General features: G+C 70.2%; 27 protein-coding genes. 8 read left to right on the top strand and 19 right to left on the bottom strand.

The window, feature by feature from the left end; translation table 11 throughout:
- Position 1 precedes the first annotated feature (1 nt).
- Positions 2 to 976, bottom strand: coding sequence for a hydroxymethylglutaryl-CoA lyase (locus DES41_RS26250; protein ID WP_114470781.1), 975 nt, complete (start codon positions 974 to 976; stop codon positions 2 to 4).
- A gap of 61 nt (positions 977 to 1,037) precedes the next feature.
- On the opposite strand from DES41_RS26250, the gene DES41_RS26245 reads away from it, so the two are divergent.
- On the top strand, positions 1,038 to 1,949 hold the full coding sequence (locus DES41_RS26245) for a LysR family transcriptional regulator (RefSeq protein ID WP_114470570.1): 912 nt from the start codon (positions 1,038 to 1,040) through the stop codon (positions 1,947 to 1,949).
- Positions 1,950 to 1,968: 19 nt separating this feature from the next.
- On the opposite strand, the gene DES41_RS26240 is transcribed toward DES41_RS26245, so the two are convergent.
- The 8 genes from DES41_RS26240 to DES41_RS37985 form a co-directional block, all read right to left on the bottom strand.
- Complete coding sequence (locus tag DES41_RS26240; RefSeq protein WP_114470569.1) at positions 1,969 to 3,300, bottom strand: sulfatase family protein; 1,332 nt, start codon at positions 3,298 to 3,300, stop codon at positions 1,969 to 1,971.
- Positions 3,301 to 3,345: 45 nt separating this feature from the next.
- The gene (locus DES41_RS26235) at positions 3,346 to 3,756 is read right to left on the bottom strand and encodes a VOC family protein (protein WP_114470567.1); all 411 of its coding nucleotides are present in this window, start codon (positions 3,754 to 3,756) and stop codon (positions 3,346 to 3,348) included.
- Between the two features lie 25 nt (positions 3,757 to 3,781).
- Positions 3,782 to 4,057 carry a DUF2164 domain-containing protein gene (locus tag DES41_RS26230; protein WP_114470566.1) on the bottom strand — a complete coding sequence of 92 codons (276 nt, stop codon included), beginning with the start codon at positions 4,055 to 4,057 and terminating at the stop codon, positions 3,782 to 3,784.
- Between the two features lie 20 nt (positions 4,058 to 4,077).
- Positions 4,078 to 4,470, bottom strand: a complete 393-nt coding sequence (locus DES41_RS26225) for a VOC family protein (RefSeq protein ID WP_114470565.1) — start codon at positions 4,468 to 4,470, stop codon at positions 4,078 to 4,080.
- Positions 4,471 to 4,569: 99 nt separating this feature from the next.
- Complete coding sequence (locus tag DES41_RS26220) at positions 4,570 to 5,184, bottom strand: hypothetical protein (protein WP_211333080.1); 615 nt, start codon at positions 5,182 to 5,184, stop codon at positions 4,570 to 4,572.
- A gap of 289 nt (positions 5,185 to 5,473) precedes the next feature.
- On the bottom strand, positions 5,474 to 6,157 hold the full coding sequence (locus DES41_RS26215; protein WP_245965875.1) for a tetratricopeptide repeat protein: 684 nt from the start codon (positions 6,155 to 6,157) through the stop codon (positions 5,474 to 5,476).
- Between the two features lie 98 nt (positions 6,158 to 6,255).
- Positions 6,256 to 6,687: a GNAT family N-acetyltransferase gene (locus DES41_RS26210; protein ID WP_114470564.1), complete on the bottom strand. Its 432-nt coding sequence runs from the start codon at positions 6,685 to 6,687 to the stop codon at positions 6,256 to 6,258.
- 76 nt (positions 6,688 to 6,763) lie between these two features.
- Positions 6,764 to 6,967 (bottom strand): hypothetical protein, encoded by a 204-nt coding sequence (locus DES41_RS37985; protein ID WP_147282961.1) that lies wholly within the window; start codon positions 6,965 to 6,967, stop codon positions 6,764 to 6,766.
- Between the two features lie 217 nt (positions 6,968 to 7,184).
- Between DES41_RS37985 and DES41_RS26205 the strand changes: the two genes are divergently transcribed.
- Positions 7,185 to 8,231, top strand: coding sequence for an integron integrase (locus DES41_RS26205; RefSeq protein WP_114470562.1), 1,047 nt, complete (start codon positions 7,185 to 7,187; stop codon positions 8,229 to 8,231).
- Here DES41_RS26205 and DES41_RS26200 read toward each other — a convergent pair.
- Entirely contained in the window at positions 8,222 to 9,190 is a 969-nt protein-coding gene (locus DES41_RS26200) for a LysR family transcriptional regulator (protein ID WP_114470561.1), read from the bottom strand. The two genes, DES41_RS26205 and DES41_RS26200, sit on opposite strands and share 10 nt — an antisense overlap.
- A gap of 96 nt (positions 9,191 to 9,286) precedes the next feature.
- On the opposite strand from DES41_RS26200, the gene DES41_RS26195 reads away from it, so the two are divergent.
- A complete protein-coding gene (locus DES41_RS26195) occupies positions 9,287 to 10,486 on the top strand; it encodes an MFS transporter (protein WP_114470560.1) in 1,200 nt (399 codons plus the stop codon).
- Positions 10,487 to 10,493: 7 nt separating this feature from the next.
- On the opposite strand, the gene DES41_RS26190 is transcribed toward DES41_RS26195, so the two are convergent.
- Positions 10,494 to 12,248, bottom strand: a complete 1,755-nt coding sequence (locus DES41_RS26190) for an FAD-dependent oxidoreductase (RefSeq protein WP_114470559.1) — start codon at positions 12,246 to 12,248, stop codon at positions 10,494 to 10,496.
- Positions 12,245 to 13,060 carry a sugar phosphate isomerase/epimerase family protein gene (locus tag DES41_RS26185; RefSeq protein WP_114470558.1) on the bottom strand — a complete coding sequence of 272 codons (816 nt, stop codon included), beginning with the start codon at positions 13,058 to 13,060 and terminating at the stop codon, positions 12,245 to 12,247. Before DES41_RS26185 ends, DES41_RS26190 begins: the two co-directional genes overlap by 4 nt.
- A gap of 86 nt (positions 13,061 to 13,146) precedes the next feature.
- Between DES41_RS26185 and DES41_RS26180 the strand changes: the two genes are divergently transcribed.
- Positions 13,147 to 14,082, top strand: coding sequence for a LysR family transcriptional regulator (locus DES41_RS26180; protein ID WP_342769688.1), 936 nt, complete (start codon positions 13,147 to 13,149; stop codon positions 14,080 to 14,082).
- Here the strand turns inward: DES41_RS26180 and DES41_RS26175 are convergent.
- Genes DES41_RS26175 through DES41_RS26165 form a run of 3 tightly spaced genes read right to left on the bottom strand, consistent with a single transcriptional unit; the run spans position 14,079 to position 16,932 of the window.
- The gene (locus tag DES41_RS26175; protein WP_114470556.1) at positions 14,079 to 15,668 is read right to left on the bottom strand and encodes a sodium:solute symporter family transporter; all 1,590 of its coding nucleotides are present in this window, start codon (positions 15,666 to 15,668) and stop codon (positions 14,079 to 14,081) included. The two genes, DES41_RS26180 and DES41_RS26175, sit on opposite strands and share 4 nt — an antisense overlap.
- Entirely contained in the window at positions 15,665 to 15,913 is a 249-nt protein-coding gene (locus tag DES41_RS26170; protein ID WP_114470555.1) for a DUF485 domain-containing protein, read from the bottom strand. The genes DES41_RS26175 and DES41_RS26170 overlap by 4 nt, the downstream gene beginning before the upstream one ends.
- An 11-nt stretch (positions 15,914 to 15,924) precedes the next feature.
- Positions 15,925 to 16,932, bottom strand: a complete 1,008-nt coding sequence (locus tag DES41_RS26165) for an NAD(P)H-dependent flavin oxidoreductase (RefSeq protein WP_114470554.1) — start codon at positions 16,930 to 16,932, stop codon at positions 15,925 to 15,927.
- 256 nt (positions 16,933 to 17,188) lie between these two features.
- Here DES41_RS26165 and DES41_RS26160 point away from each other — a divergent pair, with 256 nt between their 5' ends.
- Positions 17,189 to 18,100, top strand: a complete 912-nt coding sequence (locus DES41_RS26160) for a LysR family transcriptional regulator (protein WP_114470553.1) — start codon at positions 17,189 to 17,191, stop codon at positions 18,098 to 18,100.
- A 93-nt stretch (positions 18,101 to 18,193) separates the two neighbouring features.
- Positions 18,194 to 18,973: an SDR family NAD(P)-dependent oxidoreductase gene (locus tag DES41_RS26155; protein ID WP_114470552.1), complete on the top strand. Its 780-nt coding sequence runs from the start codon at positions 18,194 to 18,196 to the stop codon at positions 18,971 to 18,973.
- A 10-nt stretch (positions 18,974 to 18,983) separates the two neighbouring features.
- Here DES41_RS26155 and DES41_RS39635 read toward each other — a convergent pair whose 3' ends face one another.
- Positions 18,984 to 20,717, bottom strand: a complete 1,734-nt coding sequence (locus tag DES41_RS39635; RefSeq protein WP_114470551.1) for a methyl-accepting chemotaxis protein — start codon at positions 20,715 to 20,717, stop codon at positions 18,984 to 18,986.
- Positions 20,718 to 21,038: 321 nt separating this feature from the next.
- Here DES41_RS39635 and DES41_RS26145 point away from each other — a divergent pair, with 321 nt between their 5' ends.
- Positions 21,039 to 21,527, top strand: a complete 489-nt coding sequence (locus DES41_RS26145; protein WP_114470550.1) for a hemerythrin domain-containing protein — start codon at positions 21,039 to 21,041, stop codon at positions 21,525 to 21,527.
- Positions 21,528 to 21,559: 32 nt separating this feature from the next.
- Here the strand turns inward: DES41_RS26145 and DES41_RS26140 are convergent, their stop codons facing one another.
- The 3 genes from DES41_RS26140 to DES41_RS26130 form a co-directional block, all read right to left on the bottom strand.
- Positions 21,560 to 21,904 carry a hypothetical protein gene (locus tag DES41_RS26140; RefSeq protein WP_114470549.1) on the bottom strand — a complete coding sequence of 115 codons (345 nt, stop codon included), beginning with the start codon at positions 21,902 to 21,904 and terminating at the stop codon, positions 21,560 to 21,562.
- Positions 21,905 to 22,007: 103 nt separating this feature from the next.
- On the bottom strand, positions 22,008 to 22,637 hold the full coding sequence (locus DES41_RS26135) for a glycine zipper 2TM domain-containing protein (protein ID WP_170168294.1): 630 nt from the start codon (positions 22,635 to 22,637) through the stop codon (positions 22,008 to 22,010).
- A gap of 114 nt (positions 22,638 to 22,751) precedes the next feature.
- Positions 22,752 to 25,277, bottom strand: coding sequence for an ATP-binding protein (locus tag DES41_RS26130; protein WP_114470547.1), 2,526 nt, complete (start codon positions 25,275 to 25,277; stop codon positions 22,752 to 22,754).
- Between the two features lie 28 nt (positions 25,278 to 25,305).
- Between DES41_RS26130 and DES41_RS26125 the strand changes: the two genes are divergently transcribed.
- Positions 25,306 to 26,052 (top strand): response regulator, encoded by a 747-nt coding sequence (locus tag DES41_RS26125; protein WP_114470546.1) that lies wholly within the window; start codon positions 25,306 to 25,308, stop codon positions 26,050 to 26,052.
- Positions 26,053 to 26,089: the final 37 nt, after the last annotated feature.

The raw sequence follows: 26,089 nt of genomic DNA, 5'->3' as shown, positions 1-26,089 counted from the left end.
GTCAGGCGGCGATGCGGGTGGCGTCGAAGGTCTTGGGCAGGCCGGCGCGCCACAGCGTGCCGTGCAGCACCTCGCCCTCCAGCCAGGCCGCGACCTGGTGGCGCAAGGCAAGCAGCTTGTGCAGGTCGATGCCGGTATCGATGCCCATGTCCTGCAGCATGAAGGCCAGGTCTTCGCTGGCGGCATTGCCGCTGGCGCCGGGCGCGTGCGGGCAACCGCCGATGCCGGCCAGCGTGGCGTCGAAGCGGTCCACGCCAGTCTGCAGCGCGGCGTAGACATTGGCCAGCGCCAGGCCGCGCGTGTCGTGGAAGTGGCCGCAGCACAGGCGCTCGCCAGCGATGGCGCGGGCCTGCCCGAACAGGGTGGCCACGGCGCCGGGGTTGGCGTAGCCCACGGTGTCGGCGATGCTGACGCGGTCGGCGCCGGCGTCCAGCAGCGCCTGCATGCAGCGCAGCACCTCGGCCGGCGCCACATGGCCCTGCAGCGTGCAGCCGAAGGCCGTGCCGATGCCGCCCTCGATCAGCGTCTTGGAACCGGCGGCATCGCGCGCGGCGCGCATCCTCGCCACCTCGGCCACCACGTCGTCGGGCGTCTTGCGCAGGTTGGCCAGGCTGTGCGCGTGGCTGGCCGACAGCGGCACCAGCATCACGTCGGCATCGGCAGCGATGGCGCTCTCGGCACCGCGCAGGTTGGGCACCAGCACCGAGACAACAAGGCCGGGCAGCGCCTTGGCATAGGCCACCAGCTCGGCCGTGTCCGCCAGCTGCGGCAGCAGCCGTGCTGGCACGAAGGAGCCGACCTCGATCTCGCGCTGTCCGGCGGCGTGCGCGCCGCGGATCCATTCCTTCTTTCGCGCCGTGGGCAGCACGGCCTGGATGCTCTGCAGGCCGTCGCGCAGGCCGACTTCGCGCACCACGGCGCGGCGGGGTTGGGTCACGGTGTGTCTCCGATGGGGGTTGGGCTGCACTTTAGGCATGCCGATCCAGATCAAGAAGCGATATTCTTTCGGACCTGACCTGCCATTTCGGAACGTCTCCATGCACGACCTCGACCTCACCACGCTGCGCCTGTTCGTCGCCACCTGCGAGCTGCGCAACATCGCGCGGGCCGGCGAGCAGCAGCACATCGGCGCCTCGGCCATCAGCAAGCGGCTGGCGCAGCTGGAGCAGACCGTCAACGCGCCGCTGTTCGAGCGCCGCCGCCGCGGCGTGGTGCCCACGGCCGCCGGCGAGATCCTGCTCGAGCATGCCCGCGCCATGCTGGCCAGCGCCGACCGCGCCGCGCGGGACATGGCCGCCTACCGGCACGGCATCAAGGGCCAGGTGCGTGTGCTGGCCTCGATGTCGTCCGTTGCCGAGCAGCTGCCCGACGACATCGCCAGCTTCCTGCAGGACCCGGCGCATGCCGAGATCCGCGTGGACCTGGAGGAGCAGGTTTCCAGCGCCATCGTGGGTGCCGTGCGCGAGGGACTGGCGCCGCTGGGCGTGTGCTGGGACGCGGCCGACATGGAAGGCCTGCAGGTGCGCCGCTACCGCAGCGACCGGCTGGTGCTGGTGGCCCACCCCCGCCACCCCGCCGCACAACAGGCGCGCTGCAGCTTTGCCGACAGCCTGGGGCACGAGCACGTGGCCCTGCCCGCCTCCACCGCGGTGTACGGCATGCTGGCGCGGGCGGCCGCCATCGCCGGGCAGCCGCTGAACTACCGCACCGTGGTCTCCACCTTCGAGGCCAGCCTGCGCTGCGTGCACGCGGGCCTGGGCATCGCCGTGGTGCCGCGCGAGGTGGTGCAGCTCTCGGCTGCGGACAAGGGCCTGCGCGTGGTGGAGCTCACCGACGCCTGGGCCACCCGGCATTTCGCGATCTGCTTTCGCGACGAGGAGCTGCTGTCGCCCTCCGCACGGCTGCTGCTGGCGCACCTGCAGGCGCAGGCCACCAGCGCCGCCGGCTGAAGCGGCGGCGCGGCCACGCTCAGAAGGTGGCCTGCGGCAAGTCCTTCGGGCCGAACACCAGCGACACGCGGGCTTCTTCGGGGATGGGCGGCATCTGCGCATCCAGTGCCTCCCAGGCCGCGCGCAGCTCGGCCAGGCGGGCGGGTTGGCGGGCGGCCTGGTTGGCGCGCTCGCGCGGGTCGGCCACCACGTCGAACAGGAACTCCGTGCCGTCCTGGCGCAAGTACTTCCAGTGGCCGCGCAGCAGCGCGCGCTGGCCGCGGTGCTTCATGCGCCAGAACAGGTCGCGTTCGGGGTCCGGCGCGGCCGGGTCGGCGAAGTGCGGCAGCAGGCTCTGGCCGTCCAGCGGGTAGTCCGGGTGCGGTGCGACGCCGGCTGCATCGAGGAAGGTAGCCGTCCAGTCCATGGTCATATTGGGCCGCGCGCTGACGCCGCCGGCCGCGATGCGCGCAGGCCAGCGCGCCAGCAGCGGCACGCGCAGACCACCTTCGAGCAAATCCATCTTGCCGCCCACAAACGGCCAGTTGTTGGAGAAGCGCTCGCCGCCGTTGTCGCTGGTGAACACCACCAGCGTGTTCTCGGCCAGGCCGCGCCGGGCCAGCGCGTCCAGCACCTGGCCGATGCCCTCGTCCATCTGCGTGACCATCTTCTGGTAGGTGGCCAGGCTGCCGCCGTCCAGGTGCTTGAGGCCGGCGCCGATGCGTGCGGACTCGGCCGCGTCCTCGCGCGTGAGCCAGGGCCAGTGCGGCGCGCTGTAGTGCAGGCTCAGCAGGAAGGGCCGCTCGGCGCTCTGGCGTTCGATGAACTCAACAGCGCGCGCGCTGAGCAGGTCGGTGAGGTAGCCATCGCGGTGGATCTCGGTCTCGTTCTCCCACAGGTCGTGGTTGCCGCGCGGGTCCAGGTGCGAGAAGTAGTCGGCCCCACCAGCGTGGAAGCCCCAGAACTCGGCGTAGCCCGACAGGCGCGGGCCGAAGTGCGGCGGATAGCCCAGGTGCCACTTGCCGACCAGCGCCGTGGCATAGCCGGCGCCCTTCAGCAGCGAAGGCAGCGTGGGGTGCGCGGGCGGCAGGCCCAGCACCTTGTCGCCATGGGCCGCGGCCAGCGGCTCTTCGGCCGCGCCGCGCAGGCGGTACTGGTAGCGGCCGCTGACCAGCGCGAAGCGCGTGGGCGAGCAGACGGCCGAGTTGGCATAGCCGCGCGTGAAGCGCAGGCCCTCGGCGGCCATGTGGTCGAGCCGCGGGGAGACGTCGACTGGCAGGTTGGCGGCGTCGCGCGCGCCGGTGCAGCCCAGGTCGGCATAGCCCAGGTCGTCGGCGAGGATGAAGATCAGGTTGGGTCGGTTCTCTGGCATGCGCGGCACTCTACGCCAAGCCCTGGCCGCAGCGGCCCGCCGCCATCAGGCCGGCGTGGCGATCTCGTCGTAGCCGCGGCCCAGGAACTGCAGCAGGCAAAAGCCGTTGCCGAAGGGATCGGCCAGCAGCGCGATGCGGCCCCAGTTGGCGCTGCGGGCCGCTTGCTCCAGCGTGGCGCCGGCAGCCACTGCGCGCCCCACCGCGGCATCGACATCGTCCACCACGATGTCGAAGTGCACCGGCGTCCAGTGCCGCGCGTAGTCGCGCACCTGCGTCGCGCCGGGGAACGCCGGGCTGCCGGCCGGCTTGACCAGCAGGTAGAGCGGCGCGGTGCCGCCCAGCAGCTCGACGCCGCCCGTGCCGAAGCGCCGGCCGGTGCGCAGCGCGAAGGCGGCGCAGTAGAAGTCGGTGGCGCGGGCCAGGTCGTCGACATCGATGTTCACGAGCAGCTGCATGGGGCCCTCCTTGCTGGGACAGCGCTCACTTGCGCGGCTTGGCCTGGCGCTCGAACTTGCGCCAGTACTGGAAGGGGTCTTCGTGCACCTCCAGGTCGAGCTCGGCCACGCGGGCCTGCAACCGTTCCTGCACATCGGCCACGGCCTGGTTGTAGACCACCGGGCCGATCTCCTCGAGGAAGAAGCCCAGCAGGCCGCCCGCGGCGATGTTGCCGATGGGCTCGTCCATGTGTTCGCGGAAGTAGCGCTCGATGGAGGCGATGGCCTCCTTGCGGGTGTCCTTGGGCAGTTCGATGGCCATGGTGGCTTGCGCGGCGGCCCCTACTTGACCCGGTGGATCGCGCAGAGCTTGTGGCCGTCCGGATCGCGCACATACGCCAGGTGCAGGGCGCCCATGCCGCTCTCGCGCAGGCCGGGTGGGTCTTCGATCGAGCGCCCGCCGTGCGCCACCGCGACATCGTGGAACTGCTTCACCTGCTCGGGCGAGTTGCACTTGAAGCCGATGGTCCCGCCGTTGGAACAGGTGGCCGCTTCGCCGTCGATCGGTTGGCTCAGGCAGAAGGAGCTGCCGTCGTGGCGGTAGAACAGCCGCACATGGCCAGAAGAGGCGACGTTGCGGACGCCCTCGCCCGCGCCGAGCACGGCGAGCAGGGCGTCGTAGAAGCGCTTGGAGCGGTCGATGTCATTGGATCCGAGCATCACGTGGTTGAGCATGGGGAGTAACAGTGGTTGGGGAAGAGATGGATGGTAGAACGACGGTCGGCGGCAGAGCTGAGCCGCGGGCGACGGCGAACCAGCCCCTCCAACTGGCAATCAAGCCCCAAGCGGCAACCTGGACAGATTCTTGAGAGCGGGAAGCCTCTGCAGGTAGAGCTTCGCCAGGTCGGCGCCCGTGGAAATTCTGACGAAATCATCCCGCTTGATCTTGAGAAACTGCACGCCCTTCTCGGCATTGGTCTCGACGAATCCGACCTCGACCGCCTTCAGTGCACTGATCCAATGCCAGCACACCTCCTGCCCGACGTTTTCCATGACTGCATACCAGACGGGCATTCTGAATATGCGCTCGAAGGCTATTGCCTTTTTGACCTCTTCTTCCAGCGGGAGTGTGTAATAGACAATTTTGTTCGGCTGATAAGGCGTGATGTTCTTCGCATCTACCGCAATCATGCCGAGCGAGTCGAACAGCAAGAGGAAATCCGGCCGCTTCACCTCGTGCCTGAACAACCTGGCAAACGTGTCCTTGTTCTGGCTGACGGCCACATACGCCAAGCCATTGTCGGAAAACCATTCTGCCAGGGCCTGCTCCCCCTCTCGGCCTTTCTCGCCTATAGATTTTTCTGGGGGCGTTGCAATCTTTTGAGGAAGCACTTCGGAGGTGCGGGGCTTCAACAAGGGAATATTCTTCTTGGACGGGTTGAATGCCATGTAGCGATGGATTTAAATGAGGCGCTGCGGGTGAGCGAGTTCAGTGGCGGTGCTGGCGGCAGCTTGCGATCTCTCGCCCTCTGCGGATCAAAGCGGAAAATTCGTAAGATGATCTTGCATCGCCTCCAATCGAATCAATGCGTTCATCTCCATCTGCAGAACCTACTGATTCAGACTTCATTTGCAGTTGCGTTGGAAATCCGCGCCGCTCTGGCACTTGAGTTCACCCACGGACGGAAGCGGCGGAGCCCGCTGTGGGCCGTCGCGTGCAACGAAGGGTTGGCCCGTGTCATGACGGCTCGGGCATCTTTGCTCTGAGAAGAGCCAGAAACTCCTCCGGCAGAGCAGCTCCGTTCGAACGAGCGAGTTTCACAGCGGCCCATGCTTGTGAATACTGCCCTCTCCAATAGTGCGCCGTCGCCAGGGAGGCGTAGACATAGCCTTTGTTCGGATCTTTGGCCAAAGCATCAGCGTACAACGCGTCGGCCTGAACAAAGAGCTTGCTGCGCTCTTCATCTGATGTTTTGTCGCCGATGGCGCACAGGGTGATGACGCGCGCGGCATCGGGGTTCATGCCTTTGATGTAACGACCAAAGGACAGCGCTTTCTGAAACTGGGCCATTGCCTCGCAGTTCATGCCTTTGTCGTGCAGAACCGCGCCAAAGCCCCAATAGGCCTCTGGATTGTTCGGATCAAGAAGCCAAGCCTGATTGAACCGCCGCATGGCCGCGACGAGATCGTCGCGGTTGTAGTACGCGAATCCGTTGCTGACAAAAGCTGCACTGGCCTTCTCGCGGGTGCCATAGTGCTTGGTGGTCTCAGCGATCAGGCGATCGTCTGCAGCCTTTAGCTGAGCATTACCCGCTCGATCGGCCCCTCCGTACATGGGTAGCTGATCGATGGGCTGCGCGAGCGCACAACTGAGCAAAAGGCCCCAGAGCGCTAGCAGAAAGGTCGGCTTGGATAGAACCATGGCATCTCCTCAACATTCTGCGCACGCGCTAAATATTCCTTGGCCTTCTGACCCACGTATCGGCGGCGGGCGGCGAAGCCGTCCACTGCATCAACAGGTCAGAGTCCATGTCCGTAAGCATTAGGAATAAACCTCTCCATGAGGATCTCCGGGCGTGCTGGCGGCGTGAAGCCGTACTTGGCATAAAGCCGATGCGCCGTACTGGTGTGAAGCATGAACCGACGCAGGCCCTGCAGACGGGGGTGTGCCATGACCGCCGCCATGAGTTGTGCGCTGTAGCCTCGGTCGCGATGCTCTGGAAGAACAAAGACGTCAAGGAGGTCTGCGAACGTAGCGTAGTCGGATACCACTCGCGCGTAGGCGATCTGAGACGCACCAATCAAGCCTCCGAAGTTCAAGGAGTTCCTAACCGATTCGCGAACAGTCTCGAAAGGAATGCCTTTGGCCCATGCGGACTCTTGCGACAGAAATCTGTGGATGAGCACAACATCTTGCTTGTCAGCAGCAGTAACTATTTGCAGCGATTCCATGCTGAGTTCTAACGCTCAAGCTCAGCGGGCGGCGAAGCCGTCAGCTGCAGCGAAGTGTTAAAGGTAACGGGCTCTTTCATTGCTCTTCGGGAAGGTGCTTTTTGTCTATCCGAGAGAATACATAGCTTGACAATACGAAAAAGCTGAGCCAAACAACGGTTGCTTCAATAAAGCCGGCATCACCGGATCTCTTGCCGAGCCAGAACCCAAATAGCATGCCAAAACCTGTGGCCGCAGCGACCGAGACTTGGACATGCTTTTTTTTATATGCGTGCTCCATCGTCGTCACCTTTAACTTGTTGTATCACGCACCCAACCGCGATTTATCACAACCCTTGTCGTGTGATTCGATCGCCGAATGCGCAAATAGCTCGTTGATCTTCATCACTTTTCATCCAATTTACTGGATCTTCATCCAGTGATAAATTTGCCGCCGAACCTCTCGGCTGTTACAAACTTGCTTGACCGCCGCGCCATGTTGCCATGAGGGACTGCCGATGTCCCCTTCCGCCATTGCATTCGATCGCCGCAGTTTGCATGCGAACAACGTCGTTGCCCTTCCGCCCCTGCAAGCGCCCCGGCTGCTCGATCGGCTCCGCGAGCGCATTCGTCTCATGCACTACAGCCTGCAGACCGAGCGGGCCTACGTCCACTGGTGCCGCGCGTTCATCCGCTTCCACGCCCTGCGTCACCCGTCCGACATGGGCAAGGAGGAGGTCGAGGCGTTCCTGACGCATCTGGCTTCCGATCGGGGCGTGGCACCGTCCACGCACCGGCAGGCACTGTCCGCCTTGCTGTTTCTGTACGGCAAGGTGCTGGAGGTGCAGCTGCCGTGGATGGCCGAGATCGGCCGGCCTGTGCCCAAGCGGCGCCTGCCAGTGGTGCTGTCGGCAGACGAGGTGGCCGCCGTGCTGGCCCACCTGACTGGCGAACACGCGCTGATGGCCAGGCTGCTGTATGGCACCGGCCTGCGCATCAACGAAGGCTTGCGCCTGCGTGTGAAGGACCTCGATTTCTCGCAGCGCGCCGTGTTCGTGCGCGAGGGCAAGGGCGGCAAGGACCGCGTGGTGATGCTGCCCGACAGCCTCGTGGCCGATCTGCGCGCGCAGCTGGGCGGCAGCCGGCTGATCTGGGGCGCCGACGTGGCAGCCGGCCAGGGCGGTGTCGAGCTACCCCACGCGCTGGAGCGCAAGTACCCGCGCGCCGGCAGCAGCTGGACGTGGTTCTGGGTGTTTCCACAAGACCACCTGTCGACCGATCCGCGCAGCGGCGTCATCCGGCGCCACCACCTCTATGCCGAGACCTTCCAGCGCGCCTTCAAGCGCGCCGTGCAGCGGGCCGGCATCGCCAAGCCGGCCACACCGCACACGCTGCGCCATTGCTTCGCCACGCACCTGCTGCAGGCCGGCAGCGACATCCGCACCGTGCAGGAGCTGCTGGGCCATGCCGATGTGGCCACCACCATGGTCTACACACACGTGATGCGCATGGGCGGCATGGCCGTGCGCAGCCCGCTCGACCGGCTGGTCGGCGCTCATGCCTGACTGCCGCCGCCCTCCTCGCCTGCGCCCTCCTCGGCCCCCGTCAGCCCCGGCACCGCCGCCCGCATCGCCGCCACGAAGCGCAGCAGCCGCGAGGGGTAGTAGCGCGCCTGCGGGTAGACGATGTAGACGGGCAGCGGCGCGGCCTCCCACTGTGGGGCCAGGTGCAGCAGCCGGCCCTGGGCGATGTCGTCCTCCAGCAGCCAGGCGGAGCCCGCGCACACGCCCAGGCCCTGCAGGGCCGCGCTGCGCAGCGCGTACAGGCTGTCGGTGCTCATGCGCGGCTGCATCGCGATGCGCGCCAGCCGGCCGCTGGCGCGGTGGCGCAGCGCAAGTTCATGGCGGTAGAAGGTCTGCAGCGCCAGCCAGGGCAGCGCGGCCAGCGCCTGTGCGTCCTGCGGTGGCGGTGCGCCGCCCAGCAGCTGCGGCGCGCCGACCACGATGCGCGGCACCTCCGACAGGCGCACCGCCACCACCGAGGGGTCGGCCGGCTCACCGACCTGCACGGCGCAATCGATGCCGGTCGCGATGAAGTCGCGCACGTCGTCGCGCAGCAGCCATTCCACGGACACGCGCGGGTGCGCACGCAGAAAGCCGGCCAGCGGCGCGACGAAGCGCTCCTGGCCGAAGGCATGCGGCATGGCCACGCGCAGCAGGCCCTCGGGCTCCTGCTGGGCGCCGCGCAGTTCGGCCTCGAACGCGTCCCAGCTGGCCAGCAGCTCCTTGGCGCGGGCGAAGCAGCGCTCGCCATCCACCGTGAGCCGCATCGCATGCGTGGAACGCTGCAGCAGGCGCACGCCCAACGAACGTTCGAGCAGCTGCAGCCGCCGGCTCACCGTGGGCTGGGTGGCCTGCAGCTGCGCCGCCGCGGCCGACAGGCTGCCGGCCTCGACGATGCGCACGAAGGTTTCCATGAGCAGCAGCCGGTCGCCCGCCGCAGGGCTGGTTGTCGCATCATTCATGCGCTGAGCGTATAGCAATTGTGCGGGCTGCGGTACTTCCAACAGGAGGGCCGCAGACCGACACTCCTTTCTGTTGAATCACCGAAGGAAGGCATCATGCAAACCATGAATATCAAAACCGATGCGATGCCGGCCCAGCCGGCCCCGTTGCCAGCGCCTCTGCTGGGCCTTCTGGCCACGGGCGCCGGCATGGGCGTGGCCGCGCTCTACTACAGCCAGCCCATGCTGGGCCGCATGGCGGCCGACCTGCAGGCCACCACAGGCGCGGTGGGCGCCGTGCCCACGCTCACGCAGCTGGGTTATGCGGCCGGCATCGCCCTGCTGGCGCCGTTGGGCGACCGCTTCGACCGGCGCGCCATCATCCTCGTCAAGGCCGCGGTGCTGGCCGCCATGCTGCTGGCCACGGCCGCCGCGCCCACGCTGCACCTGCTGCTGGCCACCAGCCTGGCGATCGGCCTGGCCGCCACCCTGGCCCAGGACATCGTGCCGGCCGCCGCCACGCTGGCGCCGGCCGCCGAGCGCGGCAGGGCCGTGGGCACGGTCATGACGGGGCTGCTGCTGGGCATCCTGCTGTCGCGCGTGGTCAGCGGCTTCGTGGCCGAGCACTGGAACTGGCGCGTGGTCTACGCGGGCGCCGCGGTGGGCGTGGCGGCCGTGGGGTTGGCGGCCTGGCGCATGCTGCCGCGCTTCGCGGCCACCACGCAGCTGGGCTATGGCGCGCTGCTGGCGTCGCTGGCGCAGCTGTGGCGGGCGCACCCGGCGCTGCGCCGCGCCACGGCCGCGCAGGCGCTGCTGTCGGTCGGCTTCAGCGCGTTCTGGTCCACGCTGGCCGTGATGTTGCAGGCCGCGCCCTTCCACATCGGCGCCAGCGTGGCGGGCGCCTTCGGCCTGGCCGGGGCCGCCGGTGCGCTGGCCGCTCCGCTCGCGGGCCGGCTGGCCGACCGCAGTGGCCCGGCCCGTGTGGCACGCCTGGGCGCCGGGCTGGCCGCCGTGAGCTTCGTGGTCATGGGCCTGGGTGCCTCCCTGCCGGTGGCCGCGCAGCTGGTGCTGCTGGCCCTAGGCGCCGTGGCCTTCGACCTGGGGGTGCAGGCCACGCTGGTGGCGCACCAGAGCATCGTCTACGGCATCGACCCGGCCGCGCGCAGCCGGCTCAACGCGGTGCTGCTGACGGGCATGTTCGTCGGCATGGCCGCCGGCTCGGCCCTGGCCGCCGTGCTGCTCGCGCAGGCCGGCTGGGCTGCGGTGATGGCCCTGGCCGCCGCCGCCTCGGGCCTGGCCTGGTGGCTGCGCCGCTGAGCGGCGGCTAGACCCCGGCTGCGTGGCGCCCGGCGATGTAGCCGAAGGTCATCGCCGGGCCCAGGTTGATGCCGCCCGAGGGGTAGCAGCCGCCCAGCACGCTGGCCATGTCGGTGCCCACCGCGTACAGGCCGGCGATGGCCGCACCGTCGGCACCCAGCACGCGCGCGCTGGCATCGGTGCGCAGCCCGGCGAAGGTGCCGAAGCTGCCGGGCAGCACCTTCACGGCGTAGAACGGCCCTTGTTCGATGGGCGCCACGCAGGGGTTGGGGCCGCGGTGCAGCGCATCGCCCATCTTGCGGTTGTAGGGCGTGCTTCCGCGGCCGAACGCCGGGTCTTCGCCGCGCCGCGCATGGTCGTTGAACTCCTGCACCGTCGCGGCCAGCGCCGCCGGTGCGATGCCGCAGGCGCGGGCCAGGGCCTCGATGGTGGCCCCGCGCTGCAGGTAGCCGCTGCGCACGGCCGGGCCCACGGGCAGCGGGAAGGGCCGCGCATGGCCCAGGCCGTACAGGCGCTGGAAGCGGTGGTCGCAGACCAGCCAGGAACACACCTCCTCGCCCGCGGGCGCCTGGGCCACCATGGCGGCCGTGTAGTCGTGGTAGCCGTCGGCCTCGTTGACGAAGCGCCGGCCGGTGGACAACACGCCGATCACGCCGGGCTTGCCGCGGTCGATGATGTGCGGAAAGTGGCCGACCGTGCCGTCTGCATGCGGCACGCGCGAGACCGGTGCCCAGGCCACGGGCGAGGCCAGGCCGGTGGCCAGCACGCCGCCGGCCGCTTCGCCCAGGCGGATGCCGTCGCCCGAACAGCTCTCTGGCGGCAGCGCCAGGTGTTCGTGGCCCGTGGGCGTGCGCGGGAACAGCGCCTGTCGCCGCGCCGTGTCGTGCGGGAAGCCGCCGGCCGCCAGCACCACGCCGCGGCTGGCGCGGATCTCGGTTTCGCCACCGTCCATGGCCACGACGGCGCCGCACACCCGCCCCTGCTCCAGCAACAGCCTCCGGGCTGGCGCCGAGGCGATCAGCTGCACCTGGAGATCCTGCGCCGACTTGGCGAGCCGCCCGACGAGCGCCACGCCGTTCACCAGGTGCATGGCACGGCCGTGCAGCGCGAGGTCGCGCAGGTGGCGCAGGAAGCGGCCCGTCACGTGCAGGAAGGACTTGGCCGAACGCGTCATGCTCAGGAAGGCCGCGAGGTCGGCGCCCGCCATGATGGGCATGCCCAGGAACGATGTCTCGCGCATGGTCGGGCGCAGTTGCTTGTTCAGTGCGCCGAGGGTGCGCGCGTCGCAGGGCGCGGCGATGAGCTGGTGGCCGCCCGTGGCCGCGCCGGGCACCTGCCCATGGATGTCGGGGATGCCGTTGCCGTCCACGAACTGCAGGGCCGTGTGCTGCTCGAAGAAGGCCACCATGGCCGGCGCGTTGTCCAGGAAGGCATCGACGCGTGCTGCGTCGTAGTGCGGCCCCAGTTCGTTGCGCAGGTAGGTGCGCGGCTGCTGCGGGTCCTCGTGGATGCCGGCACGCTTCGCCAAAGGGTTGCCAGGCGCCCACATCCAGCCGCCCGACCAGGCCGTGGCGCCGCCGAACACGGGGGCCTTCTCGACCACGACGACCTTCAGGCCATGCCAGGCCGCGGTGACGGCAGCGGAGAGCCCCGAAGCCCCCGAGCCGACAACCAGCAGGTCGCAGTCGATGCGCCGTCCAGCAAGACCTCCGCGCTGCGCGCTGCGGTGCTGAGCACCTTGGGGCGGCCCGGCGGTGCTCATTCGCCCACCTGCGCGAGCACGCGCCGCGTCGCGGCCAACGCCCGGCGCGCGCGCTCGGTCGCATCGACGGTGCGCGCCAGCGTCTGCCTCGGCACCTCGATGCTGAGCGGGATGCCGGCCGGCACGGCGCGCAGCAGGGCCACGAGGTCCAGCTCGCCCTCGCCCGGGAACAGCCGCTCGGCGCGCGCCTCGGCCAGGATCGCGTCCATGCTCGACGGGATCGCGGCCGGCACGTCGCAGAACTGCAGGTAGCGCAGCTGTGCGGGCGGCACCAGCGCGATGTCCTCGAGACGGCTGCGCGAGCGGCTGAAGTGGAAGGGGTCGATCAGCACCCCCGCATTCGCGCAGCCGCTTTGCGCCACGGTGCGCGCGGCCGCGGCCAGGTCTTTCGCGTCCGTCCAGGGCATGAACTCCAGCACCGCGCCCAGGCCGTAACGGCCGGCCAGTGCGCAGAACGCGGCAAAGGCGTCAAGCTGGCGCGCGTCGTCGGGGTCGTTGCCGGCCACCAGCAGTTCGCGCGCGCCCAGCCGCGCCGCGGTGGCGACGGCGGCCTCGTACGCCGCCACGCGCTGGCCCGGCAGCAGGCGAAAGATCTCCGCATCGAGCACCTGCACGCCGGTGTCGGCCAGCGCAGCCTCCACCTCGCGCAGCAGCGGCGTATCGCCCACCAGGTCGTGCTGCGGGTCGGTGCCGGTCGCGGGGATCAGGCGGATGCCGATGTGGCTGTAGCCGGCCTCGGCAGCGCAGCGCACCATGGCGGGCGGGGTCAGCTCGAGCACCGTGAGCGCGGCGAGCGAAAGCGGGCGGGTCATGCGGATGGCTCCTCGGGAAGCCGGCACTCTACTGACGACACTTCGCGTCAACAAGCACCCAGATGTGGTTCTATGATTCACGAACCGTGAACCTCAACTTCCAGCTCGACGACCTGCGCGTGTTCTGCCTCGCGGCGCGCAAGGCCAGCTTTGCCGCCACCGCGACCGAGCTCGGCACCTCGCCCGCCTATGTCAGCAAGCGCATCGCGCTGCTGGAGAAGGCACTGGGCGTGACGCTGTTCCACCGCGCCGCGCGGCGCGTGACGGTGACCGAGGACGGCGAGCGCGTCTACGCGGCGGCCCAGCAGATCTTCCAGGGCGTGGACCACCTGGGCGAGACCGTGGCCGGCGGCCGGCTGGCCCCGCGCGGCACGCTGCGCGTGACGACGAGCTTTCGCCTCGGCCGGCGCCACATCGGCCCCCTGCTCTCGCAGTTCGCGCAGCGCCACCCGGCGCTGGACATCACGCTGGACGCGGTGGACCGCCGCGTCGACCTGATCGCCGAGAACGTGGACCTGGATGTGCGCGTGGGCGCCGTCGACGAGCCGCACCTGGTGGCGCACCAGCTGGCCGCGGGCGCGCGCCTGCTGTGCGCGGCGCCGAGCTACCTCGCGCGGCGCGGCGCCCCGGCCAGCGTGGCCGAACTCAGCCGGCACGACTGCCTGGTGCTGCGCGACCGCAACCAGGCCTTCGGCGTGTGGCGCCTGGCCGGCCCGGCCGGCGAGGAGAAGGCCAAGGTCACCGGCCGGCTCGCGTCCAACAACGCCGAGATCGTGCGCGGCTGGGGCATCGACGGCCACGGCATCGTGCTGCAGGCCGACTGGGACCTGCACGACGACCTGGCCGCCGGCCGGCTGGTGCCGGTGCTGCCCGGCAGCACGCAGCCGGCCGACATCTGGGCCGCCAGCACCGTGCGGCTGAGCCATTCGGCCAAGGTGCGGGCCTGCGTGCAGTTCCTGCGCGAGGAGCTCGCGGGCGACGGGCCGTTCGCGCTGCGGCGAGCCGCTGCCGCGCCCGGCTAGAGACGGGCCGAAGACAGCACGCCGGGCGCCGACCGCGCCGGTGCGCTGAGCCAGCTGCCCACGATGCACAGCGCGAAGGCCAGCGGCACGGTGACCAGCGCCGGCGGGTCCAGCGGCACCACCGGCGCCGCATGCCCGAGCACCTTGACCCACACCGACGGCCCCAGCACGGTGAGCACCAGCGAGGCCACGATGCCGGCACCGCCGCCCAGCACGGCGCCGAACGCGGTCAGCTTCTTCCAGTAGATGGCCAGCAGCAGCACCGGGAAGGTGGAGGAGCACGCGATCGAGAACGCCAGGCTGATCATGTAGGCCACGTTCTGGCCCTTGAAGGCGATGCCCAGCACCACGGCGAAGACACCGAGCACCACCGTCGCGATGCGCACGATGCGGAACTCCTCGCGCTCGGTGGCAGCGCGCCTCTTGAAGATCGCGCCATAGATGTCGTGGCTCACCGCAGACGCGCCCGACAAGGTGAGGCCGGCCACGACCGCCAGGATGGTGGCGAACGCCACGGCCGCCACGATGCCGTACATCACGTCGCCGCCCAGGATGCGCGAGAGGTGCAGCGCCGCGGTGTTGCCGCCGCCGACCAATGCACCGGCGGCATCCAGGTAGGTCTTGTCCGCGCGCACCAGGGACAGCGCGCCGAAGCCGATGACGAAGATCAGCGCATAGAAGCCGTTCATGCACACCGCCGCCCACAGCACCGAGGTGCGCGCGGCCCTGGCATCGGGCACCGTGAAGAAGCGCATCAGCACGTGCGGCAGCCCGGCGGTGCCGAACATCACCGCCAGGCCCAGCGAGAACGCCGACCAGGGGTCGCGGGCCATGGTCGCGGTGCCCAGGATGGCTTGGCCCTTGGGGTGCAACGCCACCGCGCTGGCCAGCAGCGCCGCAAAGCTGTAGTCGAACCGCGCCAGCACCATGATGGAAATCGCACAGCCCACGCACAGCATGAGCACGGCCTTGACGATCTGCACCCAGGTGGTGGCCAACATGCCGCCGAAGGCCACGTACAGGATCATGAGCACGCCCACCAGCACGATGGCCAGGCTGTACTCGATGCCGAACAGCAGCTGCACCAGCTGCCCCGCGCCCACCATCTGGGCGACCAGGTAGAAGGCCACGATGGTCAGCGACGCGCAGGCCGAGAAGATGCGCACGCCGTTGCCGCCCAGCTTGGCGCAGACCACGTCGGTGAAGGTGTACTTGCCCAGCTGGCGCAGCTTGCCCGCCATCAGGAACACCACCACCGGCAACCCGGTGGTGTAGCCGATGGCGTAGTACAGCCCGTCGAAGCCGCTGCCGAACACCAACGCCGACAGCCCCAGGAACGCCCCCGCCGACAGCGCGTCGCCGGTGATGGCCAGCCCGTTCTGCAAACCCGAGATGTTGCCCCCGGCCGCGTAGAAATCGTTGGTCGAGGCGGTGCGCCGCGCGGCCCACCAGGTGATCAGCAGCGTGATGCCGATCACGCCGGCGAACAGGGCCAGCGCGATCGGGCTGGTCGCTGCCGCGCCGCCGCCCTGTGCCAGTGCGCCCGTGCAGCCCAGGGCGGCGAGGACGGTCAAGAGCTTCTTCATTTCAAGGCTTCCTTGCGGTTGGTGAGCACGACATAGACGACGGTCAGCACCACGCCCGTGGCAATGACGGCCAGGCCGGACAGGAATGCATACGGCACGCCGCTGCGCGTTGCCGCGCCGCTGGCGAAACCGGGGTCGAAGCAGCAGGCCGCGACGAACGCGAAGTACACGAGCAGCTGGAGCGCCGTGAGCACCAGGCCCAGGCCGACCCGCTCTTGTGCATGGGATGGGGTTGCGGATGGCATGAGGGCTTCCGTCAGGCGGTTGCGGCGGTGGCCTGCGGCATGGCAGCGCAGGCAGACGCGCCCCGCGCGCGCAGCAGCGCAGCGGCCTGCTCGGCCACGCGCCGCACCACCAGCGCGGCGGGCGGCACATCGGACACCAGGCCAATGGCCTGGCCCACGGTGACGTTGGCGCAGTCGTGGTCGCCGGCCTCGCAGGCGCTCTCCACCCGCACCTTCTCGTCCTGCCACACGGCCTTGAGCGCTTCCTCCCGGCCGTGCCAGCGGCGGATGAAGTCGTTCACCATCAGCCGGCCCGTGTATTCGGGCGGCCACTGGCGGCCCCGCGCGATGTCGTAGACCGAGGTGCGCACGGTCTGCCCGCCCGTCGCCCCGACCACCAGCGCCTTGGCTGCAGGGTGGATCAGCGCTTCCTGCGTGGCCCAGAAGCGCGTGCCCATCAGCACGCCGTCGGCGCCCAGCATCAGGGCTGCGGCCAGGCCACGGCCGTCGGCAATGCCGCCCGCGCTGAGCAGCAGCGTGCCGGGCGCATGGCCGGCCAGGTGGTCGGCCACCTCGGGCGTGAAGGTCATCGTGGCCTGGCGGTCGAAACCGTGGCCGCCCGCCTCGGTGCCCTGCGCGACGACCACCGCGGCGCCGCAGTCGACCGCGCGCTGCACATGCGCCAGCGTCTGCACCTGGCAGATCAGCGGCACGCCGGCGTCCGTCACCATCCGCGCGTAGGGCGCCGGGTCGGAGAACGAGAGCATCAACGCGCGCGGCCGGCGCGCCAGCGCCCGCTCGAGCAGCGACACATCGCGGCCCATGGACCAGGTGATGAAGCCGCAGCCGATGGCGGCATCGCCGGCCAGGTCGAACTCCGCTTGCAAGGTGTCGTGGCTGCCGTAGCCGCCGCCCAGCAGGCCCAGCCCGCCGGCGTTGGAGACGGCGGCAGCGAGCCGGCCGCCGGAAGCCGGGTCCATGGGAGCGAGCGCGATTGGCACCTTCAAGCCGAAGCGCTGCGTGAATCGGGTACTGAGCATCTGGGATCTCCACTGGGTTGAACTCGGCGGCGATGCTAGGGAGAAGCACTCATCGCGAGAAACGATTTGTAGAGATACAAACCATCCTGATAAAAGATGCTTTGATCGGGTGCGCCGCCAGGCCGACGACGCACCATTGCAGAGCCCAGAGCGCACCGAACGGCGGCACACACACCGCGCCGTGCCGGCATGCTTCGTGCATCCATCTTTAGTTCAGAATGATCGATGCGGTTGTGAATCTTCGAAAGGGATCGATGTGGAAGTCGCCGACCTGACCACCTTCGCTGCCGTGGCGCGTTGCGAAGGCATCACGCGCGCAGCCAAGGAACTGCACACCGTGCAGTCCAACGTGACCAACCGCATCAAGGCGCTCGAGGAGGAAGTGGGCATGCGCCTGTTCGAGCGGCACAGCCGCGGCGTCGTGCTCACAAGCGCCGGCGAGCGCCTGCTGCCCTACGCCGCGCGCGCCGCAGCGCTGCTGCTGGAGGCCACCGCCACCGCGCGCGACGACGGCCAGGCCAAGGGCACGTTGACCATCGGCACCATGGAGACCACCGTGGCCGTGCGGCTGCCACCGGTGCTGGCCGCGTTCGGCGCCCTGTGCCCGGCCGTGGAACTCGTGGTGCGCGCCGGGCCCACCGCCGAGCTGGTCGACAAGGTGCTGGCGAACGAGGTCGACGGCGCCTTCGTGGCCGGGCCGATCGACCACCCCGCCCTGCAAGTGGAGCGTGCGTTCGAGGAGGAACTCGTCCTGGTCACCTCGCGCCGCTGGGCCGACCTGTCCATCCTGCGGAACGACCCGGCCCCGCTGACGGCGTTGATGTTCCGCACCGGCTGCTCGTACCGCCAGAAGCTCGAACAACTGCTGGTGCAGATCGGCAAGCCCGCGTTCAAGCGCCTGGAATTCGGCTCGCTCGATGGCATCCTGGGCTGCGTGGCGGCCGACGTGGGCATCACGCTGCTGCCCCGGCAGGTGGTCGACCGCTACCCCGCGCCGGCCGAACTGCTGGTGCACCAGGTCGATGTGAGCATCGCGCGCGCGCCGACGCTGTTCATCCGCCGCAAGGAAGCCTACGAGACCACGGCCATGAAGGCCTTTGCGCAATGCCTGGCCGCGCAGTCGCCGCTGGCGCCGCGACTGTACCCGCTGGCCCAAGCCGCTGCCTAGAGACGATCCGGGCGCGGCCGGCCCAGTGCCCTCTGGGACAGCGCCGCCCAGAGGCCACATCGATACTCGCGCCGTCTCACCGCAAGGACATACATGACCGTGAAACCATCCGCACGCCAGGTCTGCGTCGTCACCGGATCCTCCTCCGGCATCGGCGCCGCCACCGCCCGGCTCTACGCATCCCACGGCTGGGACGTGGCCGTCAACTACTCGCGCGATCCGGCGCCGGCCGAGGAGGTGGCGCAGCAATGCCGCGCGCTCGGCGCCGACGTACTGGTGGTCAAGGCCGACGTGTCCAACGATGCCGACTGCCGGCGCTTCGCCGCCGATGTGCAGGCGCGCTGGGGCCGCACCGACGTGCTGGTCAACAACGCTGGCACCACGCGCTTCGTGCCGCTGAAGGACCTCGACGCCCTGCAGGCCGAGGACTTCCAGCGCATCTACGCCGTCAATGTGGTCGGCGCCTGGCAGATGACCCGCGCCTTCGTGCCGCTGCTGGAGCAGCACCCCGTCACCGCCGTCGTCAACGTGTCGTCCACCGCCTCGTTCATGGGCGCGGGCTCGTCGATCGCCTACATGGCGTCCAAGGGCGGGCTCAATGCGATGACCATCGGCCTGGCGCGCGCACTCGGGCCGAAGATCCGCGTCAACGCCATCGCGCCCGGCCTGGTCGATTCGCCCTGGCTCAAGAACGGGCTGGGCGAGACGACCTACGCCGCCTCGGTGGAGAGCTACAAGCAGCGCGCCGCGCTGGCCGAGATCATCCAGCCAGAAGACGTGGCCCAGGCGGCCTGGTGGCTCGGCGTGGGTGCGGCCAAGACCACGGGCGAGATCCTGGTGGTCGACGGCGGCATCCGCCTCACGCGGGGCTGAGCCGCGGCGTTCAGAAGGCCTCCCAGTCCGCCTCTGCCGTCGCCTTCTCTTTCTCCTTGACCGTGGCCTTGGGCGGCAAGGCGCGCGCGGCGGATGCCCCCGGCGTGCGCACGGTGGCCGGCCGCTGCGGACTGCGCGGCGGCATCGGGGCCGCCGCCCGCGGCACCGGCTCCAGCGGTGCCGAGGCGTTCGCCGCCACGCGGAACACCGCCACCGCGCCCGTCATGCGCACCGCCTGGCTCTTCAAGCTGTCGGCCGCGGCCGCCATCTCCTCGACCAGGGCCGCGTTCTGCTGCGTGACCTGGTCCAGCTGCGAGACCGCCTCACCGATCTGCCCGATGCCGCTGCTCTGCTCGCGGCTGGCGGCGCTGATCTCGGCGATGAGGTCGTTCACGCGCCGCACCTGGCCCACGATCTCGTCCATCGACGTGCCGGCCTCGGCGACCAGCCTGGCGCCGCTCTCGACGCGGTCGCCGCTCTGCGTGATGAGCTCCTTGATCTCCTTGGCCGCGTCGGCGCTGCGCTGCGCCAGGCTGCGCACCTCGCCGGCCACGACCGCGAAGCCGCGGCCCTGCTCGCCCGCGCGCGCCGCTTCCACGGCGGCGTTCAGCGCCAGGATGTTGGTCTGGAAGGCGATGCCGTCGATCACGCCGATGATGTCCGCCACCTTGGAGGAGGACTGCGAGATGCCCTGCATGGTCTGGATGACCTCGGACACCACGCGCCCGCCGGCCTGGGCCGAGGTCGAGGCCGACTGCGCCAGCTGCGCGGCCTGCTGCGCCGTGTCGGAGTTCTGCCGGATCGTGGCCGTCAGCTGCTCCATGGAGGCGGCCGTCTGCTCCAGGCTGCTGGCCTGGGCCTCGGTCCGCGCGCTCAGATCGGAGTTGCCGCTGGCGATCTCGGTGGAGCCGGTGGAGATCGAGTCCGAGCTGTCGCGCACCTGGAACACGATGGTGGCCAGCTTCGCGTTCATCTCGCGCAGCGCGCCCAGCAGCACGCCGGTCTCGTCCTTGCTCTGCACCTCGATCACCGAGGTCAGGTCGCCCTGCGCCACGGTCTGCGCCACCTGCACCGCGCGCGCCAGCGGCTGGGTGATGGAGCGTGTCAGCAGCCAGGCGAGCGCGGCGCCGAGCACCACCGCTGCAGCGAGGATGCCGATGACCTCCAGCCGCGCCTGCGAGAACGTGCTTTGCGACTGCGCGTAAGCCTCCTCGCCGCCCTGCACCTGCAGCGCGACGGCCTTGTCCAGCGAGGCCACCAAGGCGCTGTATTCCTTGCCGCTGTCGGCCGTGTAGAGGCGGCGGGCCTCCTCGGCACCCGCCTCTGCCTTGCGCGAGGCGACCAGCATCCTGTCGACCGCCCCGAAGTAGGCCTGCTGCCCCGCCGTGATGGCTGTCGCCAGCCTGCGCTCCTCACCGTCCCCGACCAGCGGCGCATAGCGCTGCCAAGCCTTGTTCATCGTGCCCTGCGCCGCCTTGATGGCCGCCTCCTGCGCGTTCATGTCGCCTTGCGCCGTGGCCGACAGGTGCGCGCCCTCGGCGTTGCGAACCACCGCCAGCTCGGTGCGGTAGTCGTCGAGCGCGTCCATCGACACCAGCCAGTTCGTGGCCATGTCCCGGGTCGCGTCGTTGACGGTGCCCAGCCGGTGCAGCGCGAGCACGCCGACCAGGACCGAGAGCAGCAGCACGGTGCCGAAGCCGACGCCCAGGCGTGGGCCGATGTTCAGGCGGGACAGAAACTTCATGGAGACCCCCAAGCGCTTTGTGGTGAAACCAAGCCCTGGCGACCCTGCGAACCCGTGTCCACGAGCCCAGCCTGCCCAACGCATCCAGCCGGCCTCCTCCCGTCGCCGCCACAGCCATCAGGGGGATTTCTACCACGCCCCCGCAGTGGCCGTCACCGGCCCTGACCCGCGCACGCGGCCGCCACCCACAGCCTTGACGCCCTGTGGGCGACATGCCTGTAGGCCCGCGATGCCGCGCACTGGCTGCGTGGGCCTACATCGGCGCGGCTTGCGGCTGGCCAGCATAGGGGCTCCTACAACTCCCCACGAAGGACCCACGCCATGGCCACGACCAAGACCACCAAGGACGCCTGCGATCTGCTGGACGCCGACCACCGCGCTGTCAAGAAGCTGTTCAAGGAATACGAGGAACTGGCCGGCTCGCGCGCCCGCACCGCCGTGGCCCGTAAGGAGGAACTCGCGCGCGAGATCTGCCTGCAGCTGACCGTGCACGCGCAGATCGAAGAAGAGATCTTCTACCCGGCGCTGCGCGCCGCGATGTCGGCCACCGACCTGCTGGACGAGGCCGAGGTGGAGCACCAGAGCGCCAAGGACCTCATCGCGCAGATCGAGGCCGGCAACGACAGCCCCGAACTGCACGACGCCAAGGTCAAGGTGCTGGGCGAGTACATCGACCACCACGTCAAGGAAGAGCGCAACGAGATCTTCCCCAAGGCCCGCAGCGCGCGCAAGCTGGACCTTGTCGCCATGCGCGACCAGCTGGAGGCGCGCAAGGCCGAACTGCTCGAGGAGCACATGGCATCGGCCTGAAGCCGCGAGCCCTGCACGGCCTCACGCCAGGCTCAGGCGTGAAGCTGGTGCTTGGCCTCGTCCAGCAGGTCCACGGCCACGAGGCTCTCGTTGTGGCGCACATGCCAGGCGGCCTCGCTGAGCTTGGCCAGCTGGGGCTCCAGCGCCTTGTCGTCGCAGGCCTCGAGCAGCTGCATGGCGTGCCGGATCGCGACCAGCGCTTGCGCGCGGTGGTCGCAGTACAGCTCGACCTGGGCCATCTGCAGGTCATGCCGGGCCTCGCGCTCGGCGGCCTCGTGCGAAGCCTGTGGCGCACTGGCGTCCAGGTGGCCGTCGTAGCCACCGGCACCGACGATGGCGCCGAGCAGGACCGAATGGGAAGCGGTGTCGTTGTACATGGTGAACTCCTTTCGAGGAATGCTGTTGTGATGGATCGATGGTGCACCGCAGGCATTGCCGCCGGGCTACGCCGCGGGCGGCGCCGGTTGCATCTGCAACATCTCAGCGCCAGTGGTGGCCGCCCCAACCCCAGCCGGTGTCGACCTCCACGCCCACAGGCGCGGCCCAGGGCCGCTGCACCACCACGGGCGCCAGCACCGTGGTGCCGCCGTAGGCCACGGGTGCGGGCTGCACCACCGCGTTCGCCGGCGTCACGCTCACGTTGAGCGGCACGTGGTCGCCGGGGTCGCTGGCCAGCCGCGTGCTGTAGCGCTGGCCGTTGTAGTCGTAGACCACATCGAAGCCGACCAGCCGGTTCTCCACGCGCTGCTCCTGGTGGCAGGTCTGCACGGGTGTCACCACGGTCGGTGCGCCATTGGCTTCCACGTTGTTGCCGGTGATGGAACCGGCCAGCACGCCTACGCCGGTGGCGAGCGCCCGCCCGCCGCCGTGGCCGATGAGGTTGCCGGCCCCACCGCCGACCAGGGCGCCGATCAATGCACCGGCACCGCTGGGCTGGGCCCGGCTGATCTGGTCCTGCCGCACGCACTGCTGCACCGGCATGGCCACCTGGCTGTAGACGGCCGTCTTGGAGACCACGGTGCCGTATTCGGTGGCCATGGCGTTGCCGGCCAGCAGCGCGGCGGCTGCAGCCAGGGCCTGCACGGCCCGGCGGTTCGACATGTTGCGCATGGTGGATTCCTTTCCTCTGCGTGACGGGCCGGGTGCGCCATGCGCCAGCGGCTCCGTTGGCATCCACTCTGCGCCCGCCCGGTTACGCCGCCATGCGGCCCGGCACCGGGCCGGTTACGTTTGCAACCCGGGCTGCAGCGCCTGCGCCACGGCCCGCGCCAGCTCGGCCCGCGCCAGCGGCTTGGCCACCAGCACGCGCACACCGGCCGCGGCCGCGCGCTGTGCGAGCCCGGGGCCACCGTAGCCGCTGGCCAGCACCACGGGCAGGTCTGGCCGGATGCGGCGCAGCGCCGCCACCAGCTCGGTGCCGGACAGGCCGGGCATGCGCTCGTCGCTCAGCACCAGGTCGAAGCGATCGGGCGCGGCCGTGAAGCGCGCCAGCGCCTCCGTGCTGGAGGCCAGGCCGAAGGGCTCGTAGCCCAGGCCGGCCAGCATCTCCTCGGCCAGCGCCACGAGCGCAGGCTCGTCGTCCACCACCAGCACCGCCTGGCCCTGGCCGAGCGGCAGCGCGCCGCCGGCCACCGGGGCCGCGGCATCGGCCGGCGCATCCAGGCACGGGAAGTACAGCGTGAAGCAGGCGCCCTCGCCCGGCCTGCTCTGCACGTCGATGGCGCCGCCCAGTTCGGCCACCACGCCATGCACCACGGCCAGGCCCAGGCCCGTGCCCTTGCGCGGGCCCTTGGTCGTGTAGAAAGGTTCGAACAGCCGGTCCAGCGCCTCGGGCGCGATGCCGGTGCCGCTGTCCTGCACGCGCAGCCGCGCGTAGCGGCCGGGCTGCAGTTGCGCCTCGAACAGCGTGCGCGGCGCGTCCACGCACTCCACATCCAGCAGCACGCGCAGCGCGCCGCCGTCGGGCATGGCCTGGACACCGTTGGTGCACAGGTTCAGCACGGCCTCGTAGACCAGCGTGGGGTCGCCGGCGAGCACCGCAGCGGGGGCCTGCAGGTCCGGCGCCAGCTGCACGCCGGCCGGCAGCGAGGCGGCCAGGAGCTGCAGCACCTCCTCGACCACGGGCTGCAGCGCAAAGCGCTGCGCCACATGCGGCGTGCCGCGGCTGAACGACAGCACGCGCTCGACCAGCGCCTTGCCGCGCTGGCCCGCCTGCAGCACCTGGTCGAGCTGGCGCGCCTGGTCCGAGCCCTCGCCCGCGGCCGCGCGCGCCAGCTCGCCATAGCCGACCACCGAGGCCAGGATGTTGTTGAAGTCGTGCGCCACGCCGCCGGCCAGTGTGCCGATGGCTTCGAGCCGGCGCGCGCGCTGCAGCTGGTCCTCCAGCGCGCGTTCGCGCGCGCGGCCCTCCACTTCCTCGCCGACATCGGCCGCCATGCCGGAGAACAGCAGCGGCGCGCCGGCCGCATCGCGCCGGGCATTGCCGCGCAGGCGCACATGGCGCCAGCCGCCGCCCGACTGGCGCATGCGCACCGTGGCGTCGAACAGCGGCCGGCGGCCGCGGGCATGCCCGGCCAGCGCATGGCGCAGCGCGCGCAGGTCGCGCGGGTGCACGCGCTCGCGCAACAGCGCCATGGGGTCGGGCGGCACGGGCGCGTCGCGCGCCAGGCCCAGCAGCTCCTTCATGCGTGGCGACAGGTCCACGCGCCCGGTGCGCGCATCCCACTCCCAGTTGCCTTCCTGCGCGGCCTGGAAGGCGCGCAGCGCGCGCTGCTGCTCGGCCGCCAGTGTCTGCTGCGCCGCCAGCCGCAGCCGCTGCTCGCGCACGTTGCGTCCCAGCAGGAACAGCGTGACCGTCAGGGCCGAGGCCGCGAAGGCCGCCACCAGCCAGGCCTGTTCGGTCCAGTCGGCCAGCGCCGGCTGCAGGTCGCGCGCCACCACCACCATGAGCGGGTGGCCGTGCAGGGCCTGTGCCGCCACCAGGCGCTCGCGGCCGTCGGGCAGGCGCACGCGGTGCGGCGCCGGCGCGTCCCAAAGCGCATCGGTCACGCTGGACGGCAGCAGCTGGGACGGATCCTCGCCAGGGCCGTCGGACACCAGCACGCGGTCGCTGCGGTAGATCGCCAGGCTGGTGTCGGCGGCCGGGGCGATGCGGCGGAAGTCGCCGTCCAGCACCTCGGGATCGGCCAGCAGCACCACCGCGCCGAGGAAGCCGCCACCGCTGCCATTCCAGGGCATGGCGACGCCCACCAGCGGCCGGCCATCGCGCAGGCTCGGAAACGGCGTGCCGACGAAGGTCCGGTCCGCCAGCCCGGCTTCGGCCGCGCGGAAGAAGTCCAGCCCCGCCAGCGTGCCGTCCGGGGGCGGCCCGGGCACCGAGCTGGCAAGGATGCGGCCCGCTGCATCGGTGATCGCCAGCGCGCGAAACTGCGGCAGCGCCGCCATGCGCGTGTGCAACAGGTTCTGCGCGGCCTCGGTCCCGGGCCGGATCAGGCGTTCGGCCAGTTCGGTGCGGGTGGCGCGCAGCGTGGCCTCGGCCACGTCCAGGCCGGCATCGGCCTGCGTCGCCATGGCCGCGGCCAGCGAGCCCAGCCGGCGCAGCTCGCCATCCAGCGACTGCTGGCGCAGCACCCACAGGCCCCAGGCCAGGGCCAGCAGGGTCAGCGCCTCCACCAGCAGCACGGCGGTGACGCCGCGCAGGTGCGCGCGGTCGGGGCCGGGCGGTGGCGCGGCTATAGTGGAATCGTCCATTGCATCGAGCCCATCGGAAGTCCCAAGTATGTCCGCCACGCCCCCGCCAGCAGCACCTGCCGGCCACATCCTGGTCGTCGACGACGACCCAGCCGTGCGCGCGCTGCTGCTGGAGTACCTGGCCGCCAACGAGCTGCGTGTCTCGGCCGTGGCCAGCGGCGCGGCCATGCTGGAGCTGCTGGACCGCGAGGCCATCGACCTCGTGCTGCTGGACCTCAAGATGCCCGGCGAAGACGGCATGCAGCTGGCCCGCGCGCTGCGCGAGCGCGCCGGCATTCCCATCGTGCTGCTGACCGGCAAGGCCGAAGAAGCCGACCGCGTGATGGGCCTGGAGCTTGGCGCCGACGACTACGTGACCAAGCCCTTCAGCCCGCGCGAGCTGCTAGCCCGCATCCGCGCCGTGCTGCGGCGCTACCACGTGCAGACCGAGCTGGCCAGCCGCGACGACAAGCGCCGCGCCTACCGCTTCGCGGGCTGGGAGTTCAACCTGCGCACACGCAAGCTCGGCCATGCGGACGGCCGCCGGATGGACCTCAGCAACAACGAGTTCAGCCTGCTGGCGGCCTTTTGCAGCGCGCCGCAGCGCGTGCTGAGCCGCGACCAGCTGCTGCAGCTTTCGCGCCTGCACAACGCCGAGGTCTACGACCGCACGGTGGACGTGCAGGTGCTGCGGCTGCGCCGCAAGATCGAGGCCGACCCGTTCAACCCGCAGCTGATCCTGACCGAGCGCGGCGCGGGCTACCTGTTCAACGCGGGCGTCGAGACGCTGTACTAGCGGTGGGGCGCAGCCATCGGCTGCGCCGTCTTTCCTT

Origin of the sequence: Pseudorhodoferax soli (assembly GCF_003337555.1) — a bacterium.
Classification (GTDB): Bacteria; Pseudomonadota; Gammaproteobacteria; order Burkholderiales; family Burkholderiaceae_C; genus Pseudorhodoferax; species Pseudorhodoferax soli.
This window is presented reverse-complemented; position numbering and strand designations above follow the sequence as displayed.

Coding starts and splice junctions, on each gene's coding strand:
- DES41_RS26250 (WP_114470781.1), bottom strand. CDS start 976: ATGCCTAAAGTGCAGCCCAACCCCCATCGGAGACACACCGTGACCCAA.
- DES41_RS26245 (WP_114470570.1), top strand. CDS start 1,038: ATGCACGACCTCGACCTCACCACGCTGCGCCTGTTCGTCGCCACCTGC.
- DES41_RS26240 (WP_114470569.1), bottom strand. CDS start 3,300: ATGCCAGAGAACCGACCCAACCTGATCTTCATCCTCGCCGACGACCTG.
- DES41_RS26235 (WP_114470567.1), bottom strand. CDS start 3,756: ATGCAGCTGCTCGTGAACATCGATGTCGACGACCTGGCCCGCGCCACC.
- DES41_RS26230 (WP_114470566.1), bottom strand. CDS start 4,057: ATGGCCATCGAACTGCCCAAGGACACCCGCAAGGAGGCCATCGCCTCC.
- DES41_RS26225 (WP_114470565.1), bottom strand. CDS start 4,470: ATGCTCAACCACGTGATGCTCGGATCCAATGACATCGACCGCTCCAAG.
- DES41_RS26220 (WP_211333080.1), bottom strand. CDS start 5,184: ATGGCATTCAACCCGTCCAAGAAGAATATTCCCTTGTTGAAGCCCCGC.
- DES41_RS26215 (WP_245965875.1), bottom strand. CDS start 6,157: ATGGTTCTATCCAAGCCGACCTTTCTGCTAGCGCTCTGGGGCCTTTTG.
- DES41_RS26210 (WP_114470564.1), bottom strand. CDS start 6,687: ATGGAATCGCTGCAAATAGTTACTGCTGCTGACAAGCAAGATGTTGTG.
- DES41_RS37985 (WP_147282961.1), bottom strand. CDS start 6,967: ATGGAGCACGCATATAAAAAAAAGCATGTCCAAGTCTCGGTCGCTGCG.
- DES41_RS26205 (WP_114470562.1), top strand. CDS start 7,185: ATGTCCCCTTCCGCCATTGCATTCGATCGCCGCAGTTTGCATGCGAAC.
- DES41_RS26200 (WP_114470561.1), bottom strand. CDS start 9,190: ATGAATGATGCGACAACCAGCCCTGCGGCGGGCGACCGGCTGCTGCTC.
- DES41_RS26195 (WP_114470560.1), top strand. CDS start 9,287: ATGCAAACCATGAATATCAAAACCGATGCGATGCCGGCCCAGCCGGCC.
- DES41_RS26190 (WP_114470559.1), bottom strand. CDS start 12,248: ATGAGCACCGCCGGGCCGCCCCAAGGTGCTCAGCACCGCAGCGCGCAG.
- DES41_RS26185 (WP_114470558.1), bottom strand. CDS start 13,060: ATGACCCGCCCGCTTTCGCTCGCCGCGCTCACGGTGCTCGAGCTGACC.
- DES41_RS26175 (WP_114470556.1), bottom strand. CDS start 15,668: ATGAAGAAGCTCTTGACCGTCCTCGCCGCCCTGGGCTGCACGGGCGCA.
- DES41_RS26170 (WP_114470555.1), bottom strand. CDS start 15,913: ATGCCATCCGCAACCCCATCCCATGCACAAGAGCGGGTCGGCCTGGGC.
- DES41_RS26165 (WP_114470554.1), bottom strand. CDS start 16,932: ATGCTCAGTACCCGATTCACGCAGCGCTTCGGCTTGAAGGTGCCAATC.
- DES41_RS26155 (WP_114470552.1), top strand. CDS start 18,194: ATGACCGTGAAACCATCCGCACGCCAGGTCTGCGTCGTCACCGGATCC.
- DES41_RS39635 (WP_114470551.1), bottom strand. CDS start 20,717: ATGAAGTTTCTGTCCCGCCTGAACATCGGCCCACGCCTGGGCGTCGGC.
- DES41_RS26145 (WP_114470550.1), top strand. CDS start 21,039: ATGGCCACGACCAAGACCACCAAGGACGCCTGCGATCTGCTGGACGCC.
- DES41_RS26140 (WP_114470549.1), bottom strand. CDS start 21,904: ATGTACAACGACACCGCTTCCCATTCGGTCCTGCTCGGCGCCATCGTC.
- DES41_RS26135 (WP_170168294.1), bottom strand. CDS start 22,637: ATGCGCAACATGTCGAACCGCCGGGCCGTGCAGGCCCTGGCTGCAGCC.
- DES41_RS26130 (WP_114470547.1), bottom strand. CDS start 25,277: ATGGACGATTCCACTATAGCCGCGCCACCGCCCGGCCCCGACCGCGCG.
- DES41_RS26125 (WP_114470546.1), top strand. CDS start 25,306: ATGTCCGCCACGCCCCCGCCAGCAGCACCTGCCGGCCACATCCTGGTC.